We start from the raw sequence: 18,428 nt of genomic DNA, 5'->3' as shown, positions 1-18,428 counted from the left end.
ACCTGACCAAGCGATCCATCAAACGGCTTCCTGCTCACGGCGATAGGCGTAGGTATCGGCGAAGCGCGACAGGAGGAATTCGGCGCAGGTGGTGGTCGGATATTTCGCTGGATGCTGTGCGTCCTGACAACCGGGCAGGCATTCGATGCGCGTGTCCGGGTGCGGCTCGGCGAAGAACGGCATCGAGTAACGGTCAACGCCGAGCGGGCTGATCACCCGGTGCGGGGTCGAGCGATAACGATCGTTGCTCCAGCGCGCCATCATGTCGCCGAGATTGACCACGAAGGTGCCGTCAATCGGTGGCGCATCGATCCATTCGCCTTTGACGTTTTTCACTTGCAGGCCGCCGGCGCTGTCCTGATAGAGCAGGGTGATGCAGCCGTAATCGGTGTGCGCACCGGCGCCTTGCTGCTCGGCGGAGCTGGCGGTGTGGCGGGGTGGGTAATGGATCATGCGCAGGACGCTGACGGGTTCATTGAAGCGGCTGTCGAAGAAGTCGCGTTCGATGTCGAGGGCGAGGGTCATAGCGCGCAGCAGGGTTTGCGCGAGGGCTTGCATGTCGAGGTAATGTTGCTCCATCAATTCAGCCCATCCGGGTTGAGCTGGATGGCGGTTCGGCCCGCGCAACGGTTTTTCTGCGAGCACGTCGGGATGGTTGGCCGGCAAGTGCAGGCCCATGTCGAAGGTTTCTTTGAGGTCGCTGGGTTTGCTCGGGTCGAGTTGCTCGGTGGCGATGGCGCCGTAACCGCGATGGTGGCGGGTCTGGGTGATGTCGATCTTGAGTTTTTCTGCGGCGGGCAGGGCAAAGAAACGTTGGGTGTGATCGAGCACGGCGGCGATGCGTTGCGCTGAAATCGGATGGCCCTTGATGTAGAAAAAGCCCCATTCGCGGCAGGCCAGGTCGATCTGCTCGGCCACCGCAGGCCAGGCGTTTTCGTCGTCGGAATAGAGTGGGCTGATGTCGATGATCGGAAGCTGATCCATACACAATCCTTGAATACGCTGAGTTTCCAATGTGGGAGCGGGCTTGCTCGCGAAGAGGGCGTGTCAGACAACATTTTTGTTTAATGACACACCGCTTTCGCGAGCAGGCTCGCTCCCACAGGGTTTTGTGTGGTGAATCGGAGATTTACTTCGGCATCTCGGCCTTCATGCCTTCAACGTAGTAGTTCATCGACGCCAGTTCCGCATTGGTCGCGCTTACGCCTGCGGGGATTTTCTCGACGCCGGCCTGATCCTTGATCGGCCCGGTGAACGGCTGGAACGCACCGCTCTTGATGTCAGCAATGATCTGCTCGGCCTCGGCTTTCACCGGCGCCGGCACCAGATCGCTGATCGGCAGTTCAATCGTGCCTTCCTTCAAACCGCCCCAGTAATCCTGGGGTTTCCAGGTGTGATCCATCACGCTTTGCGTCGCCTGAATATAGTGCGGCGCCCAGTCGTTGACGATCGAGGTCAGCACCGCTTTCGGGCCGAAGTGCGCCATGTCCGAGGCGTAACCCACCGCGTACACGCCACGACGTTCGGCGGCTTGAATCGGCGCCGGGCTGTCGGTGTGCTGGAACACCACATCGACGCCCTGATCGATCAGCGCGTTGGCCGCGTCGGCCTCTTTGCCCGGATCGAACCACGAGTTGACCCACACCACTTTGATCTCGGTGCCCGGGTTGTATTTGTTCAGCGCCAGTTGAATCGAGTTGATGTCGCGGATCACTTCGGGGATAGGGAACGAGGCGACGTAACCGATTTTTTTGGTCTTGGTCATCTTCGCCGCGAGGAAGCCACCGACATAGCGCCCCTCGTAGGTGCGCGCCAGATAGGTGCCGAGATTCTTGTCCTGTTTGTAGCCGGTGGCGTGCTCGAAGGTGACCTTGGGAAACTGCTTGGCGACTTTCAGCGTCGGGTTCATGTAGCCGAACGAGGTGGTGAAGATCAGATCGTATTTGTCCTTGGCCATGTTGCGGATCACCCGCTCGGCGTCGGCGCCTTCGGCGACGTTTTCCACGTAGTTGGTGGTGATCTGATTGCCGAATTTCTCCGCGAGTGCCTTGCGCCCCTGCTCATGCTGATACGTCCAGCCGTGGTCACCGATCGGGCCGATGTAGACGAAACCGACCTTGAGCGGATCGGCAGCGCTGGCGCTCAGACTGATCCCCAGACCGAGGGCGGCGCACAGCAGTTTGTGCAGCGGACGTATTTGCATGAATTCGAACTCCATTTTGTTGTGTGTGGTCAGGGCCAATGCAAATTGCTGACCAACAGGACAACAAACTTTCCGAAACCGCGTAACGGCCATCGCGAGCAGGCTCACTCCTACATTTGGAATGCGTTCCCCTGTAGGAGTGAGCCTGCTCGCGATAGCGCCCTCAAGGCCAATAAAAGTGCACCGGGCAAAGTACCGCTATCAGTTGGTGCGCTAATGTGTAACGAAACGTTAGCGCCGCTCCGCAGTCAGTAGCTCATTCGCACTCTTCGGTAAAAGGCCCGTCCATGCTCACCATCCTCAAGCAAGAAAGTTTTCTGCTACTGGCCGTCATCGCCGCGTGCGTCGCCTATCCGTTGGAACACTGGATGTTGCACAGCGGCCAGATCGTCGCGCTGACTGCCGGTCTGGTGCTGATCGCCTTCATCGTCGCCGCCTCGATGCGCGTCGCCCATCACGCTGAATTGCTCGCCGAAAAGGTCGGCGACCCTTACGGCACGATGATCCTCACGCTCGCGGCCGTGTTGGTCGAAGTGGTGATTCTGGCGATCATGATGAGCAACGAAGCGTCGCCCACGTTGGTGCGCGACACGATCTATTCCGCCGTGATGCTCGACATCAACGGCATCCTCGGCCTCGCCGCGTTGATGGGCGGGATCAAGCACGGCGAACAGTCCTACAACGACGATTCCGCGCGCAGCTACAGCGTGATGATCCTCACCGCCATGGGCGTGTCGATGGTGGTGCCGGAGTTTATTCCCGAGGCCAACTGGAAGATTTATTCGGCGTTCACCATCGGTGCGATGGTGGTGCTGTATGCGCTGTTTCTGCGCATGCAGGTCGGCCCGCACAGTTACTTTTTCAGCTACAGCTATCCGGACAAACGCCGCAAGAAAGAACCGCAGGACGCGCAGGTGAAAGCACCGAGCATCGGCCTGTCGATCGGCATTCTGGTGTTTGGCATTGTGGTGATCGGCGCACTGGCCGAAGTGATGTCGAAGACCCTCGATCTGGGCCTGGAAGGCACGGGCGCGCCGCCGGTGATCACGGCGATTCTGGTGGCGGCCATTTCAGCCGCGCCGGAGATTTTGACCGCGTTGCGCGCAGCGTTGGCCAACCGCATGCAGTCGGTGGTGAACATTGCGATGGGCGCGTCACTGTCGACGGTGATTCTGACGGTGCCGGTGATGGAGGCGATGGCGCTGTACACCGGCCAGCCGTTTCAGATGGCGATGACGCCGGTGCAGACGGTGATGATTTTCCTGACGTTGATCGTCAGTGCAATCAACCTCAATGACGGCGAAACCAATGCCATCGAAGGCATGACGCACTTCGTACTGTTTGCGACGTTCATCATGCTGTCCCTGCTCGGCCTCTAGCGCCGGATGATCGTTCCCACGCTCCGCGTGGGAATGCCGCCATGGACGCTCTGCGTCCGCTGCTGGGACGCGGAGCGTCCCGAGATGCATTCCCACGCAGAGCGTGGGAACGATCATATGGGGAGGGGGATCAGGTGCCGGCGATCAGTTGGCGTGCCGCCTGGCTGTGATCGGCGATCAAGCCTTTGAGGTCGAGGCCTTCAACCTGGCCATCAACCACGCGCCACTTGCCACCAATCATCACCCGATCCGCACGATCGGCGCCGCACAACAGCAGCGCCGAAATCGGATCATGGCTGCCGGAGAAGCGCAGCTCATCGAGCTTGAACAACGCCAGATCCGCCTGCTTGCCCACGGCAATCTCACCAATATCGGTACGGCCCAGCAAGCTCGCCGAACCCTTCGTCGCCCAACCCAGCACGCGTTCCGGGGTGATCTTCTCGGCGCCGTAACGCAGACGCTGGATGTACAACGCCTGACGCGCTTCGAGAATCATGTTCGACGCATCGTTAGACGCCGAACCATCGACGCCCAGACCAAACAGCGCACCGGCGTCAGTCAGATCAATACTCGGGCAGATGCCGGAAGCCAGACGCATGTTCGAACTCGGGCAATGGCAAATGCCGGTGCCCGCCTGACCGAGGCGAGCGATTTCGTCCGGATTGAAATGGATGCCGTGGGCCAGCCAGGTGCGCGGGCCGAGCCAGCCGACGCTGTCGAGATAATCGACGGTGCGCAGGCCGAAACGCTGCAGGCAGAAATCTTCTTCATCGAGGGTTTCGGCCAAGTGTGTGTGCAGGCGCACGTCGAGCTTGTTCGCCAGATCAGCACTGGCCGACATGATTTCCGGGGTCACCGAGAACGGCGAGCACGGTGCCAGCGCGATCTGGATCTGCGCGCCATCGCCACGCTCGTGGTACTCGTGAATCAGGCGCTGACTGTCGTCGAGAATCACCTGACCTTCCTGCACGGTCTGCTGCGGCGGCAGGCCACCGTCCTTCTCGCCGAGGCTCATCGAACCGCGAGTGAGCATGGCGCGCATGCCCAGTTCACGGACGGTTTCGACTTGTACGTCGATGGCGTTTTCCAGACCGTCCGGGAACAGGTAGTGATGGTCGGCAGCGGTGGTGCAGCCGGACAGCAGCAACTCGGCCAAAGCGACTTTGGTGGCGAGGGCGAGTTTCTCTGGCGTCAGACGTGCCCACACCGGGTACAGGGTTTTCAGCCACGGGAACAACGGCTGATTGACCACCGGCGCCCAGGCGCGAGTCAGGGTTTGATAGAAGTGATGGTGAGTGTTGATCAGGCCCGGCAGGATCACATGCTCGCGGGCATCGAACACTTCATTGCACGGCGCCGACGGCTGTTGGCCGGCAGCCAGCACTTCGACGATGACACCGTCTTGCACGACAAGACCGCCACGGGCATCGAGCTCGTTGGAGGTGAAAATAGCGAGGGGATTTTTTAACCAGGTACGGGTCGCGGGCATGTTGCCGGCTCCTCTGAAAATGGGTTCAGGGTTGCCAGCTCAGTGATGCCCTGTCTGCTGATCCAGGGTCGCCGCGGGGACGAGGTGCGCAGTTTCAAACAAAACGCTGCATCGAGCAAGCCCAACCCGACCACTCACCACACAACCAAAATACACAAACCCATGGCGATGTGATCCGACAACGCCCATTCCAACAAACCACGCAACCCTGTAGGAGCTGCCGAAGGCTGCGATCTTTTGATCTTGTTTTTTACAATCAAAAGATCGCAGCCTTCGGCAGCTCCTACAAGGGATCATCAATTACCAGGGAATGGTTTCACCCTTGTAATTGATGAAGTGATGCCCGCCCTTGCCGGTGTACGCATTCACCTGATCAACCAGCCCACGGGTGCTGGTTTCCACATCAAGGTCAGCCCCTTCGCCACCCATGTCCGTCTTCACCCAACCCGGATGCAGCGACAACACGGTCATCTTCTGCTCGCCCAACTGCGTGATAAAACTGTTGGTCATCGAATTCAGCGCAGCCTTGCTCGCTTTGTACAACGCCAGCTCCGGCGCGTCCGGCACCGTCACGCTGCCGAGCCCGGAACTCATGAACGCCAGCACACCGCTACCGTCACGAATCTGCCCGACAAAACGCTGCGCCAGATTGATCGGCGCCACTGCGTTGGTGAAAAACAGCTGACCGACTTCAGCCAGTGTCGCGCCGCCCGGGGTCTGATCGGCCGGGCCTTTGACCCCAGCGTTGACGAACAACAGATCAAAGGTTTCACCCTTGAGTTGCTGACTCAAAGCGATCACCGCTTGCTGATCGTCCATGTCGAGCTTCTCGATTCGCACCTTGCCTAATGCTTGAAGCGCATCGGCATTGGCAGGATTGCGCACGGTGGCGGTGACTTGCCAGCCATCGGCCAGCAGGGTTTTCACCAGACCGAGGCCAAGGCCCCGGGAGGCGCCGATGATCAGTGCGTTTTTTGCAGACATGACGGGCTTCCTTGATGAATGAGGATCATGGATTCAATGGACAGGCCTGACCGAGCCGAAGTTGCAGCTCTTGCCGCAGCACGTCGAGTTCGCTCATGCGGGTTTCGATCAGTTGCAGTTTGTCGCGCAGAAGCTGCGCCACGGCGTTGTCTGGATCGGGCGCGTTCCACAACGCCGCGACACTGTCGCCGATCTCGCCGAGGGTAAATCCCAGGCGCTGCGCGGTTTTGATGTACAGCACCAGTTGCACCATCTCCGGCGGATAGTCGCGATAACCATTGGCGCTACGCTGCGCCGCAATCAACCCGCGCTGCTCATAGAAACGCAGGGTGTCACGGCTGACGGCGCTGGCCAGGGCTAATTCACCGATGCGCATGGCGACTCTCAAAAGGGCTATTGACCCTGGAGCATACTCCAGGCTTTAACGTACTTGCTCCCTGAATTTCTGGAGCAAGGATGATGTGGACTTCAACGCAGTATCGCCACGTGGTGCGCGGCAGCGCCTGGTATGACTTGGTCGTCACGGCGGCGTTTGCCACACCGTGGAGTTTTGCGCTTGTGCATGGGTTGTTGAGCACGCTGGATTTGCCGGGTGAGCTGCCGGCGTTTCAACCTGTGCACATGTTGATGGCGAATCTGTTGGGGTCGGTGGTGTGCGTGTGGGCGGTGTTGCGGATTCGTGATCCGCAGGCGCTTTATGGACGGTATGACGCGGTGGCAAGATTTCTTTTTGCGGCTTGGCAAGCGTACGCATTGGCCCATGGCGCCAGTTCGATCCTGCTGGTTTTTCTGGTCTTCGAACTGGCGTGGGGCATTGCTCAGGTGTTGCCTTTGAGTAAGTCTTCGCGAGCAGGCTCGCTCCCACAGGAGATGGGCGCCACCTCACATTCCTGAGTCGGGTGCGGAAAATGTGGGAGCGAGCCTGCTCGCGAAGAGGCCCGCCCAAACAATAATTAATGCCCGGCCTGCCAAGGCTGCCCCAACGAAACCGGTGCATACAATCTTGTGCGCACCGCATCCCGCGACAACAACACCAATACCAAAATCGTCGCGACGTACGGCAGCATCGCCAGCAAACTCGACGGAATCGCCAGCCCCAACCCCTGCGCGACCAAATGCAGGATGCTGGCGAGGCCAAACAGATACGCCCCAAGCAACAACCGCCACACCCGCCAACTGGCAAACACCACCAGCGCCAACGCGATCCAGCCACGCCCGGCGGTCATGTTTTCCGCCCACATCGGCGTGTACGCCAGCGACAGATAAGCCCCGGCCAACCCGGCCATTGCCCCGCCAAACAGCACCGCCAAGGTACGCACGGTCAACACCGGCAAGCCCATCGCACTGGCCGCATCCGGGTTCTCACCCACGGCTTGAATAATCAACCCGACACGACTTTTGATGATCACCCACGCCACCAGCGCAAACAGCGCGAACGACAGATACACCAGCAGATCCTGCGCAAACAGCATCCGCCCGATCAGCGGAATTTCACTCAGCCAAGGAATCGCCAACGGCTCAAAACCGGCCAACGGTTTCCCGACCCAGGCCGCGCCGACAAAGGTCGACAGCCCGACACCAAAAATCGTCAGAGCCAAACCGGTTGCCACTTGATTGGCATTGAATACCAGCGCCACCAGCGCAAACAGTGACGACAACAACATCCCGGCTAACATCGCCAACAACACGCCAAGCCACAGGTTGCCGCTGTTCAGCGCGACGATAAAACCGATCACCGCGCCAAACAGCATCATCCCTTCCTGCCCGAGGTTGAGCACGCCGCTCTTCTCGCAGATCAGCTCCCCCAACGCCACCAGCAACAACGGCGTGCCGCAACGCACCATGGCGTAGAAAATATTGCTCAACAGATCGATATCCATCACAGCGCTCCGGCAGTTACGGCGGTGGTCGAGGTTCGCTTCACCCAGCGCAGGTTCAGTCGTGGCCGATAGAGGATCAGCACGTCACAGGCGAGCAGGAAAAACAGCATCATTCCCTGAAACAATTGAGTGATCGCCTGCGGCAGATTCATCGTCATTTGCGCGCTCTCGCCACCGATGTACAGCAGCGCCATCAACAGGCTGGAGAACAGAATCCCGATCGGATTGAGGCGTCCGAGAAACGCCACGGTGATCGCTGCATAGCCATAACCCGGCGACACTTGCGGCACCAATTGGCCAATCGGCCCAGTGACTTCGCAGACACCGGCGAGCCCGGCCAAACCGCCGCTGATCAACAGCGCGAGCCAGATCAAACGCTTCTCGCGAAAGCCGACAAACCCCGCCGCACGCTTGTCCAGCCCAAGCACTTTGATCTGGAACCCGACAAAACTTTTCTGCAACAACACCCACACCGCGACCAGTGCGAGCAGGGCGAAATACACCCCGGCGTGCACGCGGCCATCCTCCATCAACAACGGCAAGCGGCTGGCGTCACCGAACATCGCCGACTCGGGAAAGTTGAATCCGGCCGGATCCTTCAGCGGCCCGTGCACGCAGAACAACAGCAGGTTCAGGGCGATGTAATTGAGCATGATGCTGGTGAGGATTTCGTTGGCGTTGAAGCGTGTGCGCAACCACGCGGTCAGCCCGGCCCATGCGGCGCCGGCGAGGGTGCCGGTGAGCAGAATCAACACCAGCGCCCAACGGCTTTGCATATCGATGATGTTCACCGCCAAGGCACTGCCGGCGAGTGCGCCGAGGAGCAATTGCCCCTCAGCGCCGATGTTCCAGATCCGCGCCTGATACGCCACCGCCAGACCCAAAGCGCAGAGCAGAATCGGCAACGCTTTGACCAGCAATTCGGAGACGCCATACATATCGCTGACCGGTGCAATCAGCAGCGTGTGCAAGGTTTGCAGCGGGTCGTGGCCGAGGGCGATAAACAGCAGCGAGCCGCAACCGAGCGTCAGCGCCGCTGCCAGTAACGGCGAGCACCACAGCATCACGCGCGATTGCTGGCCACGGGGTTCGAGGGAAAGCAGCATGAGTAAAACTCCGTTAAACCGTGGCGGCAGAAGGTGGGTTGTCGAACTGGCCGGCCATCCAGCCGCCGACATCACTGAGTTGCGTGTCGCCGGTGTTGTGCAACGCCGACAGGCGTCCGCCGCACAACGCGCCGAGGCGATCGCTGATCTGGAACAGTTCGTCGAGGTCTTCGGAAATCACCAGAATCGCCGCGCCGGCATCGCGCAGTGCGATCAGTGCACGGTGGATGGTCGCGGCGGCGCCGACGTCGACACCCCAGGTCGGGTGCGCGGCGATCAGCAGTTTCGGTTGCTGAAGGATTTCCCGGCCGAGGATGAATTTCTGCAAGTTGCCGCCGGACAGGCTGCGCGCAGCGGTTTGCGTGTCCGGGGTTTTCACGCCGAAGCGCTGAATGATGTGCTGGGCGAGGGCTTCGACTTTGCCGCGCTCGATCAAACCGCGGCTGACCAAGCCTTGTTGGAACGCGGTGAGCAGAGCGTTATCGGCCAGACTCAATTCCGGCACCGCGCCGTGACCGAGACGCTCGGCGGGGACGAACGCCAAGCCCAATTTGCGTCGTGCATCCGGGCGCAGATCGGCGACGTGTTGCTCGGCGAATCGAATGGTTGCGGCCTCCGCACGAGGCAAGGTTTGTTCGCCGCTGAGCAGGGCGAGCAACTCATCCTGGCCATTGCCCGCAACCCCGGCGATACCGACGATTTCACCGCTGCGTACCTGCACATCAATGTCAGTCAGCGAGCAGCCGAACGGATCCGGGTTGTGCCAACTCAAGCCCTTCACCTGCAAAAACGCCGCGCCACCGCTGACTTTCGGATAGTCGCCAATCAACGCCGCCGCTTCGCCAACCATCAACTGCGCCAATTGCTGATCCGAGCATTCGGCCGGTACGCAATGCCCGGCTACGCGCCCGCCGCGCAGAACCGTCGCGCTATGACACAGCGCGCGAACTTCGCCGAGTTTGTGGCTGATAAACAGAATGCTGCAGCCCTCGGCGGCGAGACGGCGCAAGGTGATGAACAACTCGTCGGCCTCCTGCGGGGTCAGCACTGACGTCGGTTCGTCGAGGATCAGCAGACGAATGTCCTGCATCAGGCAACGGATGATTTCCACCCGTTGCCGCTCGCCGATCGACAGGCTGTGGACAAGTCGCTCCGGCTCCAGCGCCATGCCATAACGGCGCGACACTTCGCGAATTTTCGGTTCCAGTTGTTTCGGCGTGCCAGCCTTGGCGCCCATCGCCAGCGCGATGTTCTGCGCGACGCTGAGGGTTTCGAACAGCGAGAAATGCTGGAACACCATGCCGATGCCCAACTGCCGCGCCTGCGCCGGATTGCGGATGTTGACTCGCTGACCTTGCCAAAGCATTTCCCCGGCGTCGGCCTGGGTGACGCCGTAGATGATCTTCATCAAGGTACTTTTGCCCGCGCCGTTTTCACCGAGCAGTGCGTGAATTTCACCGGGCGCGATGCTCAGGTCGATGGCGTCGTTGGCCAGACAACCGGGGTAGCGTTTGCTGATGTGGCGCAGTTGCAGGCGCGCAGGAGTAGAAGCAATTGGCATGACAGGCTCGACTTGCTTGGAGTTGTGCCTGTGGATAAAGCAATTTCCTGGCCATTGAGTCAGGAACCCGAGCGGGCTGCGGGTGGCAGCGCTTGGCGCAGAGCATTGCGGTGAAAATTGGCGGGATTTGCAGCACCAAATCGGAGCAAAGGTGTTGATCGGGCTCTAGTTTTGCCCGGCCGCAACTGATCAAAAAACGAGCAAATCCTTGGGAGCTAGGCAGAACCTGCGACTGCGGCGGTCATGAACGGGTTATCCACAGGTTGCTCCACAGTTATTGTGCGCAAGCCGAAACGCCGGGCATAAGCACTGTGGTGCTTTCTTCTAATGGTGATAAACGTGGCTAACTGATTGTTTCTGCTTGGAAATTACATTTCGTCGGGCAAATTGAACGAAAAGTGAACAAACCGCGCAAAGCCACGTGACAGAAGGGTTACAGCATTATGTGCTCAGGTTATCCACAGTCGGGTGCACAGCAGATGTGGGCAAGTTTGTGGAATATGAAATTTCGCATCCGCCCCAAAAGATCGCAGCCTTCGGCAACTCCTACATAAAAACGCCGTGACACAAAATTAACGACAACCAAAGATCTGTAGGAGCTGCGGCACGCTGCGATCTTTCGATCTTGCTCTACCGCTGCAACAAAATCCGCCCACGACTCAAATCCGCCAACTGTCCCTGCAACACCGAAATCTGCGCCTCACCCACCGCCAACTTCAACTCAACCCCATTCGCCGTAAAACTCTCCTCAACAATCAACCCCCCCAAATCCGCCACGCGCAATTTCACCAACGCCAACTCGGCAAACCCACAAGCACAACTCAACGCCACCCGACTGATCAACTCAACCTTCGCCGCCGTCTGCAAACACTTGTTCGCCCCACCGCCATACGCGCGGGCCAAGCCGCCAGTCCCCAGTTGAATCCCGCCGTACCAACGAATCACCAGCACCGCGACCTGATCGCAATCCTGCGCTTCAATCGCCGCCAGAATCGGGCGCCCCGCAGTACCGCCCGGTTCGCCATCGTCATTGCTGCGGTATTGATCACCGAGTTTCCACGCCCAGCAATTGTGCGAAGCATTGAAATCGCTGTGCTGCTCGAAAAACGCCTGCGCATCAGCAGGACTGCCGATCGGTGCGGCAAAAGTGATAAAGCGGCTTTTGCGAATCTCTTCGCGGTACTCGCAAAAACCGCTGAGGGTGAAAGGCATAAACGTCTTATAGAGAAGGAGTGAGGCCGCAGCCCTTGAGAATGATGCGGATCAGGTTGTTGCCGGCGTCTTCCATGTCCTGCTTGGTCAACTTGCTGCGACCGCTGACTCGGCAGATCTGCGTGGCAAAGTCAGCGTAATGCTGAGTGCTGCCCCACAACAGAAAGATCAGGTGCACCGGATCAACCGCGTCCATTTTGCCGGCATCGATCCACGCCTGAAACACTGCCGCACGGCCGGTGAACCAGGCGCGGTAATCCTGATTGAAATATTCGGTCAGACATTCGCCGCCGCTGATCACTTCCATCGCAAAGATTCGCGAGGCTTGCGGCTGGCGACGGGAAAATTCCATCTTGGCGCGGATGTAGCGGGTCAGCGCCTCGGCCGGATCGTCCTCGGCGGTGAGCGTGTTGAAGGTGCTGTCCCACAGCTCGATGATGTTGCTCAGCACCGCCACGTACAAACCGAGTTTGTTGGTGAAGTAGTAATGCAGGTTCGCCTTGGGCAACCCGGCATTCTGGGCGATGGTGTTCATGCTGGTGCCTTTGTACCCGTGACGGGCGAACTCGTCTTCGGCGGCTTTGAGAATGGTCTCTTCGTTTTTCTGACGAATGCGGCTGGCGGGTTTGCCGCCATGGGCTGGGACTTCAAAGGTCATAGGCACTTCCGGGTTTGTCTGTGGGTGCAACCAGTTGCGTTGATAGCGCACCCACAGGCATCCGACAAGTCTTTGCGCGATAAAACCGTTACGCCTGTTCGATCTTGTTCAGCGGCGCGTGCGCTTCAGCGGCTTCGGTTTTCGACTCCGGCAGCAACAGGCACAGGATGATTGCGGTCAGACCACCGCTGGTAATCGCCGAGTCGAACAGGTTCTGCACCAGTTTCGGCAGCAGGTGCAGCAGGTTCGGTTGTGCGGCGATGCCCAGACCAACGCCGAACGAGGTGGCGATGATCAACATGCTGCGCCGATCCAGCGACGACTGCGCGAGGATGCGCACGCCGGCCGCAGCCACCGCGCCGAACATCACCAGAGTCGCGCCGCCCAATACAGGTTTCGGAATCTGTTGCAGCACCGCGCCGATCATCGGGAACAGTCCGAGACAAAACAGGATCGCGCCGATGTACAGCCCGACGTAGCGGCTGGCGACGCCGGTCAACTGGATCACGCCGTTGTTCTGCGCAAACGTTGTGTTGGGGAAAGCGCTGAAGGTCGCGGCGATCATGCAGCTGACGCCATCACCGAGCACGCCTCCGCGCAGGCGGCTTATATATGAAGGGCCGCTGATAGGTTGACGGGCGAGCATGCAATTGGCAGTGAGGTCGCCGACGGTTTCGATGGTGCTGATCAGATAAATCAGCGCGACCGGCAGGAAAGCCGTCCAGTCGAAGCTGAATCCGAACTTGAACGGCGTAGGAAAACTCACCAGCGGCAAGTCAGGCAATGGCTGCGGTACCAGTTTCCCACTGAACCACGCGGCCAGACTGCCGAGCACCAGACCAATGATGATCGCCGACAAGCGCACCCACGGCGTGTTCGAGCGGTTGAGCAGAATGATCGTCAGCAGCACGAACACGCCCAACGCCAGATTGCCCGGCGCACCAAAGTCCGGCGCGTTGAAGCCACCGCCCAGGTCAGTGATGCCGACTTTGATCAGACTGATGCCGATCAGGGTGATAACGATCCCGGTCACCAGTGGCGTAACAACTCGACGCAATTGCCCGATGAAACGGCTGAGGACGATCTGCACGATCGCGCCGAAGAAACACACACCGAAAATCATCGCCAGAATGTCTTCCGGGCTGCCGCCACGTTGCTTGACCAGAAACCCCGCCGACAGCACCGCACCGAGAAAGGCGAAACTGGTGCCTTGCAGACAGATCATCCCGGCGCCAATCCCGAACGGCCGCCGCGCCTGAATAAAGGTGCCGACGCCCGACACCATCAACGCCATGCTGATCAGGTAAGGCAGATAAGCGGTCAGCCCCAGCGCCGAACCAATCACCAGCGGCGGGGTGATGATGCCGACGAAACTGGCGAGCACGTGTTGCAGCGCGGCAAGGGTGGCGGCGAGTGGTTTGGGGCGGTCGTTGAGGCCGTAGATCAGGTCGCTGGACGGTGCGGAATCTGGCTGCATGGCTTAAGGCTTCTTATCAAAGGAACGAAGTAATTCCCCCTCTGCAAAAACCTGTCCACTTGCTCAACTTTATCGGCAAATAACCCGCAAATGTAGGAGCTGCCGCAGGCTGCGATCTTTTGATCTTGCCTTCAACGCGTCGCCGCCAAACTCTCCAAAAAGCTCTCCAGCACCAAATGAGGGCGCCGCCCCTTGCGCGTGACCGATGCCAGACTCAAATCGTAAAACCGCGTCCCTGCTTTCAAGGCACGCAAACGCCCCTGCTGCACCCAAAGGCTGGCGTAATGATCCGGCAGATAACCAATGTATCGCCCGGTCAAAATCAAAAACGCCATGCCCTCACGGTCAGAAGCACTGGCCGTGCAATTGAGTGCCTGGTAGTGCGCCTGAATATCCGCCGGCAAACGAAACGTTGGCGCAATCGCGTCCTGGCTGTTCAAGCGTTCGTCATCCAGTTGCTTGTCATCAACATAAAACAGCGGATGGCCCACCGCGCAATAAAGCAGCGAACGCTCGCTGTACAGCGGCTGATATTCCAGTCCCGACAACGCACTGGCCTGCGGCACCACGCCGACATGCAGGCGGCCATCGAGCACACCTTGCTCAACTTCGTTCGGTGCAATCATGCGGATCTGAATCTGCACATCCGGCCCGCGCTCCTTCAACTGCGCGAGGGCGTGGGTGATGCGCATGTGGGGGAGGGTGACGAGGTTGTCGGTCAGGCCAATGATCAACTCGCCGCGCAAATGCTGGTGCAGGCCGTTGACCTCGGTGCGGAAACTTTCCAGCGCACTTAATAGCTGCAACGCCGATTGATAGACCTCGCGACCTTCCTCTGTCAGCGAAAATCCGGCGCGACCACGCTGACACAAACGCAAACCGAGGCGCTGCTCCAAATCGCTCATCTGTTGGCTGATCGCCGAGCGACCGATGCCGAGCACAGTCTCCGCCGCCGAGAAGCCGCCGCACTCGACCACGCTGCGAAAAATCCGCAGCAGGCGAATATCAAAGTCACTGACCTGGGCCAGCGGATCGGGGCGGCGGCTGCTCATCTTATTGTTCTCATTGTTTAGCGAAGTTCTAACTGAAGGTTAGAAGAGTTGGATTTCACCGACTTTATCGCCGTGGCAATTTAGCTGCAACAACGCTTTTTATCTCCCTGACGCTTATGCCCTGCGAGGTTTTGCCCGATGAACATGCCTGAAAACGCTCAGTCGCCACTGGCCAGCCAATTGAAGCTGGACGCGCACTGGATGCCGTACACCGCCAACCGTAACTTCCAGCGCGATCCGCGTTTGATCGTTGGCGCCGAAGGCAGCTGGCTGATCGACGACAAGGGCCGCCGGGTATACGACTCGCTGTCCGGTCTGTGGACATGCGGCGCCGGTCACACCCGCAAGGAAATTCAGGAAGCAGTCTCCAAGCAGCTGGGCACCCTCGATTATTCGCCGGGCTTCCAGTACGGTCACCCGCTGTCGTTCCAACTGGCCGAGAAAATCACCGAGCTGACCCCGGGCAACCTCAACCACGTGTTCTTCACTGACTCGGGTTCCGAGTGCGCCGACACCGCGGTGAAAATGGTGCGCGCCTACTGGCGTCTGAAAGGTCAGGCGACCAAAACCAAAATGATCGGCCGTGCCCGTGGTTACCACGGTGTGAACATCGCCGGCACCAGCCTCGGCGGCGTCAACGGCAACCGCAAGCTGTTCGGTCAGGCGATGATGGACGTCGATCACCTGCCGCACACGTTGCTGGCGAGCAATGCGTTTTCCCGTGGCATGCCGGAGCAGGGCGGCATCGCTTTGGCCGATGAGCTGCTGAAGCTGATCGAACTGCACGATGCTTCGAACATCGCTGCGGTATTCGTTGAACCGATGGCCGGTTCCGCTGGTGTACTCGTGCCGCCACAGGGTTACCTGAAGCGTCTGCGCGAGATCTGCGATCAGCACAACATCCTGCTGGTGTTCGACGAAGTGATCACTGGTTTCGGCCGTACCGGCAACATGTTCGGCGCCGACACCTTTGGTGTGACCCCGGATCTGATGTGCATCGCCAAACAAGTCACCAACGGCGCGATCCCGATGGGCGCGGTGATTGCCAGCTCTGAGATCTATCAGACCTTCATGAATCAGCCAACGCCGGAATACGCCGTGGAATTCCCGCACGGCTACACCTACTCGGCGCACCCGGTGGCTTGCGCCGCTGGCCTGGCAGCACTCGACCTGCTGCAAAAAGAGAATCTGGTGCAGAGCGTCGCCGAAGTCGCCCCGCATTTCGAAAACGCGCTGCACGGTCTGAAAGGTTCGAAGAACGTTATCGACATTCGTAACTTCGGTCTGGCCGGCGCAATTCAGATTGCCGGTCGTGACGGCGACGCCATCGTGCGTCCTTTCGAAGCGGGCATGGCCCTGTGGAAAGCCGGGTTCTACGTGCGCTTCGGCGGCGACACTCTGCAGTTCGGCCCAACCTTCAACAGCAAGCCGCAAGACCTCGATCGTCTGTTCGACGCGGTCGGCGAAGTGCTGAACAAGCTCGACTGATTCCACGCAGAACCTGTGGGAGCCGAGCTTGCTCGCGAAGGCGTTCTGAAGAGCGCCAAAGACATCCGGCTCCTCCACAAAGCTACCTATATATAGAAGGCACCCTTCAATGGGCGCCCGCTGAACAAAAATTCAGGAGTTTTCGATGAGCGTTATCCCACATTTGATCAATGGCGAACTGGTGACCGAGAACGGTCGCGCGGTTGATGTGTTCAACCCGTCCACCGGTCAGGCTATCCACAAGCTGCCATTGGCCACCCGCGAAACCATCCAGAAAGCCATCGATGCCGCCAAGGCTGCCTTCCCGGCCTGGCGCAACACGCCACCGGCCAAACGTGCCCAGGTGATGTTCCGCTTCAAGCAACTGCTCGAGCAGAACGAAGCGCGCATCTCGCAACTGATCAGCGAAGAACACGGCAAGACCCTCGAAGACGCCGCCGGTGAACTGAAGCGCGGCATCGAGAACGTCGAGTTCGCCTGCGCCGCCCCGGAAATCCTCAAGGGCGAGTACAGCCGCAACGTTGGCCCGAACATCGACGCATGGTCGGACTTCCAGCCGCTGGGCATTGTGGCCGGCATCACTCCGTTCAACTTCCCGGCCATGGTGCCGTTGTGGATGTACCCGCTGGCGATCGTCTGCGGCAACTGCTTCATCCTCAAGCCGTCCGAGCGCGACCCAAGCTCGACATTGCTGATCGCTCAGTTGCTGCTGGAAGCCGGTTTGCCGAAAGGCGTGATGAGCGTGGTGCACGGTGACAAGACTGCCGTGGACGCGTTGATCGAAGCGCCGGAAGTCAAAGCGCTGAGCTTCGTCGGTTCTACGCCAATTGCTGAATACATCTATGCAGAAGGCACCAAGCGCGGCAAACGCGTGCAGGCACTGGGCGGCGCGAAGAACCATGCAGTACTGATGCCGGATGCCGATCTGGCTAACGCGGTCAGCGCACTGATGGGCGCGGCGTACGGTTCGTGCGGCGAGCGTTGCATGGCGATTTCTGTTGCCGTGTGTGTTGGCGACCAGGTTGCGGATGCGCTGGTGGCGAAACTGGTGCCACAGATTCAGGCGCTGAAAATCGGTGCCGGCACTTCCTGCGGTCTGGACATGGGCCCACTGGTCACCGGTCAGGCGCGCGACAAAGTCAGCGGTTACGTTGATGACGGCGTGGCAGCGGGCGCGACCCTGGTGGTCGACGGTCGTGGTTTCAGCGTGGCCGGTCATGAAGAAGGCTTCTTCCTCGGTGGCTGCCTGTTCGACAACGTCACCCCGGAAATGCGCATCTATAAAGAAGAGATCTTCGGCCCGGTACTGTGCATCGTTCGCGTGAACAGCCTGGAAGAGGCCATGCAACTGATCAACGATCACGAATACGGTAACGGCACCTGCATCTTTACCCGTGACGGTGAAGCGGCGCGTCTGTTCTGCGACGAGATCGAAGTCGGCATGGTTGGCGTCAACGTGCCGCTGCCAGTACCGGTGGCTTACCACAGCTTCGGCGGCTGGAAGCGTTCGCTGTTTGGCGACCTCCACGCTTATGGCCCGGACGGCGTGCGCTTCTACACCCGTCGCAAAGCGATCACCCAGCGCTGGCCGCAGCGTGCGAGCCACGAGGCTTCGCAGTTCGCCTTCCCTAGCTTGTAAGTAGAAGGGCAGGGCTACGAAGGCCGACCTCTTGGGGTCGGCCTTCGTGTTTGCGGGCTTTTTTGACCTTTGTGACAGAAATATGAAAATAGACGTTGACGGCAAATTCCAGACGTCTATAATTCGCCCCACTTCCGGCGCAGTCGAAACGGAAAACTCCTTGAGATTCAATGAGTTATGTAGGTTTCGACAGCAAGTGCTTCAGTTCATCGAAGCCAAAAGGAAGTTGAAAAAGAGGTGTTGACATCAGCGTGTAACGCTGTAGAATTCGCCTCCCGCTGACGAGAGATCTGAAGCGCA

At 59.4% G+C, this 18,428-nt stretch carries 16 protein-coding genes; 4 read left to right on the top strand and 12 right to left on the bottom strand.

Annotated elements, in window-relative coordinates:
• Positions 1-18: 18 nt before the first annotated feature.
• Both ACIP1X_RS12850 and ACIP1X_RS12845 read right to left on the bottom strand, forming a co-directional pair.
• Positions 19-984 (bottom strand): 2-oxoglutarate and iron-dependent oxygenase domain-containing protein, encoded by a 966-nt coding sequence (locus ACIP1X_RS12850; RefSeq protein ID WP_400752561.1) that lies wholly within the window; start codon positions 982-984, stop codon positions 19-21.
• Positions 985-1,129: 145 nt separating this feature from the next.
• Positions 1,130-2,203 (bottom strand): BMP family ABC transporter substrate-binding protein, encoded by a 1,074-nt coding sequence (locus ACIP1X_RS12845; RefSeq protein ID WP_400752558.1) that lies wholly within the window; start codon positions 2,201-2,203, stop codon positions 1,130-1,132.
• A gap of 287 nt (positions 2,204-2,490) precedes the next feature.
• On the opposite strand from ACIP1X_RS12845, the gene ACIP1X_RS12840 reads away from it, so the two are divergent.
• Positions 2,491-3,582 carry a calcium:proton antiporter gene (locus tag ACIP1X_RS12840; RefSeq protein ID WP_008082140.1) on the top strand — a complete coding sequence of 364 codons (1,092 nt, stop codon included), beginning with the start codon at positions 2,491-2,493 and terminating at the stop codon, positions 3,580-3,582.
• 130 nt (positions 3,583-3,712) lie between these two features.
• On the opposite strand, the gene ACIP1X_RS12835 is transcribed toward ACIP1X_RS12840, so the two are convergent.
• The 3 genes from ACIP1X_RS12835 to ACIP1X_RS12825 form a co-directional block, all read right to left on the bottom strand.
• On the bottom strand, positions 3,713-5,071 hold the full coding sequence (locus ACIP1X_RS12835) for an 8-oxoguanine deaminase (RefSeq protein WP_400752555.1): 1,359 nt from the start codon (positions 5,069-5,071) through the stop codon (positions 3,713-3,715).
• A 300-nt stretch (positions 5,072-5,371) separates the two neighbouring features.
• Positions 5,372-6,055 carry an SDR family oxidoreductase gene (locus tag ACIP1X_RS12830; RefSeq protein ID WP_150709029.1) on the bottom strand — a complete coding sequence of 228 codons (684 nt, stop codon included), beginning with the start codon at positions 6,053-6,055 and terminating at the stop codon, positions 5,372-5,374.
• A 25-nt stretch (positions 6,056-6,080) separates the two neighbouring features.
• A complete protein-coding gene (locus tag ACIP1X_RS12825; RefSeq protein ID WP_008088665.1) occupies positions 6,081-6,431 on the bottom strand; it encodes a MerR family transcriptional regulator in 351 nt (116 codons plus the stop codon).
• A gap of 83 nt (positions 6,432-6,514) precedes the next feature.
• On the opposite strand from ACIP1X_RS12825, the gene ACIP1X_RS12820 reads away from it, so the two are divergent.
• Entirely contained in the window at positions 6,515-6,949 is a 435-nt protein-coding gene (locus tag ACIP1X_RS12820; protein ID WP_400752637.1) for a hypothetical protein, read from the top strand.
• 59 nt (positions 6,950-7,008) lie between these two features.
• Here the strand turns inward: ACIP1X_RS12820 and ACIP1X_RS12815 are convergent, their stop codons facing one another.
• The 7 genes from ACIP1X_RS12815 to ACIP1X_RS12785 all read right to left on the bottom strand — a co-directional run bounded on the left by ACIP1X_RS12815 (position 7,009) and on the right by ACIP1X_RS12785 (position 15,001).
• A complete protein-coding gene (locus ACIP1X_RS12815) occupies positions 7,009-7,935 on the bottom strand; it encodes an ABC transporter permease (RefSeq protein WP_400752551.1) in 927 nt (308 codons plus the stop codon).
• The gene (locus ACIP1X_RS12810) at positions 7,935-9,041 is read right to left on the bottom strand and encodes an ABC transporter permease (RefSeq protein ID WP_064118441.1); all 1,107 of its coding nucleotides are present in this window, start codon (positions 9,039-9,041) and stop codon (positions 7,935-7,937) included. Before ACIP1X_RS12810 ends, ACIP1X_RS12815 begins: the two co-directional genes overlap by 1 nt.
• Before the next feature lie 13 nt (positions 9,042-9,054).
• Entirely contained in the window at positions 9,055-10,602 is a 1,548-nt protein-coding gene (locus ACIP1X_RS12805) for an ABC transporter ATP-binding protein (protein WP_400752548.1), read from the bottom strand.
• Positions 10,603-11,232: 630 nt separating this feature from the next.
• Positions 11,233-11,814, bottom strand: a complete 582-nt coding sequence (locus ACIP1X_RS12800) for an IMPACT family protein (RefSeq protein ID WP_400752545.1) — start codon at positions 11,812-11,814, stop codon at positions 11,233-11,235.
• A 7-nt stretch (positions 11,815-11,821) separates the two neighbouring features.
• Entirely contained in the window at positions 11,822-12,472 is a 651-nt protein-coding gene (locus tag ACIP1X_RS12795; RefSeq protein ID WP_008088675.1) for a TetR/AcrR family transcriptional regulator, read from the bottom strand.
• 88 nt (positions 12,473-12,560) lie between these two features.
• Positions 12,561-13,949, bottom strand: a complete 1,389-nt coding sequence (locus ACIP1X_RS12790; protein ID WP_400752538.1) for a uracil-xanthine permease family protein — start codon at positions 13,947-13,949, stop codon at positions 12,561-12,563.
• Between the two features lie 131 nt (positions 13,950-14,080).
• Entirely contained in the window at positions 14,081-15,001 is a 921-nt protein-coding gene (locus ACIP1X_RS12785) for a LysR family transcriptional regulator (RefSeq protein WP_053116962.1), read from the bottom strand.
• A 138-nt stretch (positions 15,002-15,139) separates the two neighbouring features.
• Here ACIP1X_RS12785 and ACIP1X_RS12780 point away from each other — a divergent pair, with 138 nt between their 5' ends.
• Entirely contained in the window at positions 15,140-16,489 is a 1,350-nt protein-coding gene (locus ACIP1X_RS12780) for an aspartate aminotransferase family protein (RefSeq protein WP_122594966.1), read from the top strand.
• A 145-nt stretch (positions 16,490-16,634) separates the two neighbouring features.
• Positions 16,635-18,128, top strand: coding sequence for a CoA-acylating methylmalonate-semialdehyde dehydrogenase (locus ACIP1X_RS12775; protein WP_400752535.1), 1,494 nt, complete (start codon positions 16,635-16,637; stop codon positions 18,126-18,128).
• Positions 18,129-18,428 lie beyond the last annotated feature (300 nt).

The sequence above is a fragment of the Pseudomonas sp. NPDC088885 genome (genome assembly GCF_044750025.1).
In the GTDB taxonomy this organism is placed as follows: domain Bacteria; phylum Pseudomonadota; class Gammaproteobacteria; order Pseudomonadales; family Pseudomonadaceae; genus Aquipseudomonas; species Aquipseudomonas rustica.
This window is presented reverse-complemented; position numbering and strand designations above follow the sequence as displayed.

Bases quoted from the DNA above. Each gene is read 5' to 3' on its own strand.
- ACIP1X_RS12835 (WP_400752555.1), bottom strand. From the start codon at position 5,071: ATGCCCGCGACCCGTACCTGGTTAAAAAATCCCCTCGCTATTTTCACC.
- ACIP1X_RS12820 (WP_400752637.1), top strand. From the start codon at position 6,515: ATGTGGACTTCAACGCAGTATCGCCACGTGGTGCGCGGCAGCGCCTGG.
- ACIP1X_RS12815 (WP_400752551.1), bottom strand. From the start codon at position 7,935: ATGGATATCGATCTGTTGAGCAATATTTTCTACGCCATGGTGCGTTGC.
- ACIP1X_RS12805 (WP_400752548.1), bottom strand. From the start codon at position 10,602: ATGCCAATTGCTTCTACTCCTGCGCGCCTGCAACTGCGCCACATCAGC.
- ACIP1X_RS12850 (WP_400752561.1), bottom strand. From the start codon at position 984: ATGGATCAGCTTCCGATCATCGACATCAGCCCACTCTATTCCGACGAC.
- ACIP1X_RS12845 (WP_400752558.1), bottom strand. From the start codon at position 2,203: ATGCAAATACGTCCGCTGCACAAACTGCTGTGCGCCGCCCTCGGTCTG.
- ACIP1X_RS12840 (WP_008082140.1), top strand. From the start codon at position 2,491: ATGCTCACCATCCTCAAGCAAGAAAGTTTTCTGCTACTGGCCGTCATC.
- ACIP1X_RS12810 (WP_064118441.1), bottom strand. From the start codon at position 9,041: ATGCTGCTTTCCCTCGAACCCCGTGGCCAGCAATCGCGCGTGATGCTG.
- ACIP1X_RS12775 (WP_400752535.1), top strand. From the start codon at position 16,635: ATGAGCGTTATCCCACATTTGATCAATGGCGAACTGGTGACCGAGAAC.
- ACIP1X_RS12795 (WP_008088675.1), bottom strand. From the start codon at position 12,472: ATGACCTTTGAAGTCCCAGCCCATGGCGGCAAACCCGCCAGCCGCATT.
- ACIP1X_RS12825 (WP_008088665.1), bottom strand. From the start codon at position 6,431: ATGCGCATCGGTGAATTAGCCCTGGCCAGCGCCGTCAGCCGTGACACC.
- ACIP1X_RS12790 (WP_400752538.1), bottom strand. From the start codon at position 13,949: ATGCAGCCAGATTCCGCACCGTCCAGCGACCTGATCTACGGCCTCAAC.
- ACIP1X_RS12830 (WP_150709029.1), bottom strand. From the start codon at position 6,055: ATGTCTGCAAAAAACGCACTGATCATCGGCGCCTCCCGGGGCCTTGGC.
- ACIP1X_RS12800 (WP_400752545.1), bottom strand. From the start codon at position 11,814: ATGCCTTTCACCCTCAGCGGTTTTTGCGAGTACCGCGAAGAGATTCGC.
- ACIP1X_RS12785 (WP_053116962.1), bottom strand. From the start codon at position 15,001: ATGAGCAGCCGCCGCCCCGATCCGCTGGCCCAGGTCAGTGACTTTGAT.
- ACIP1X_RS12780 (WP_122594966.1), top strand. From the start codon at position 15,140: ATGAACATGCCTGAAAACGCTCAGTCGCCACTGGCCAGCCAATTGAAG.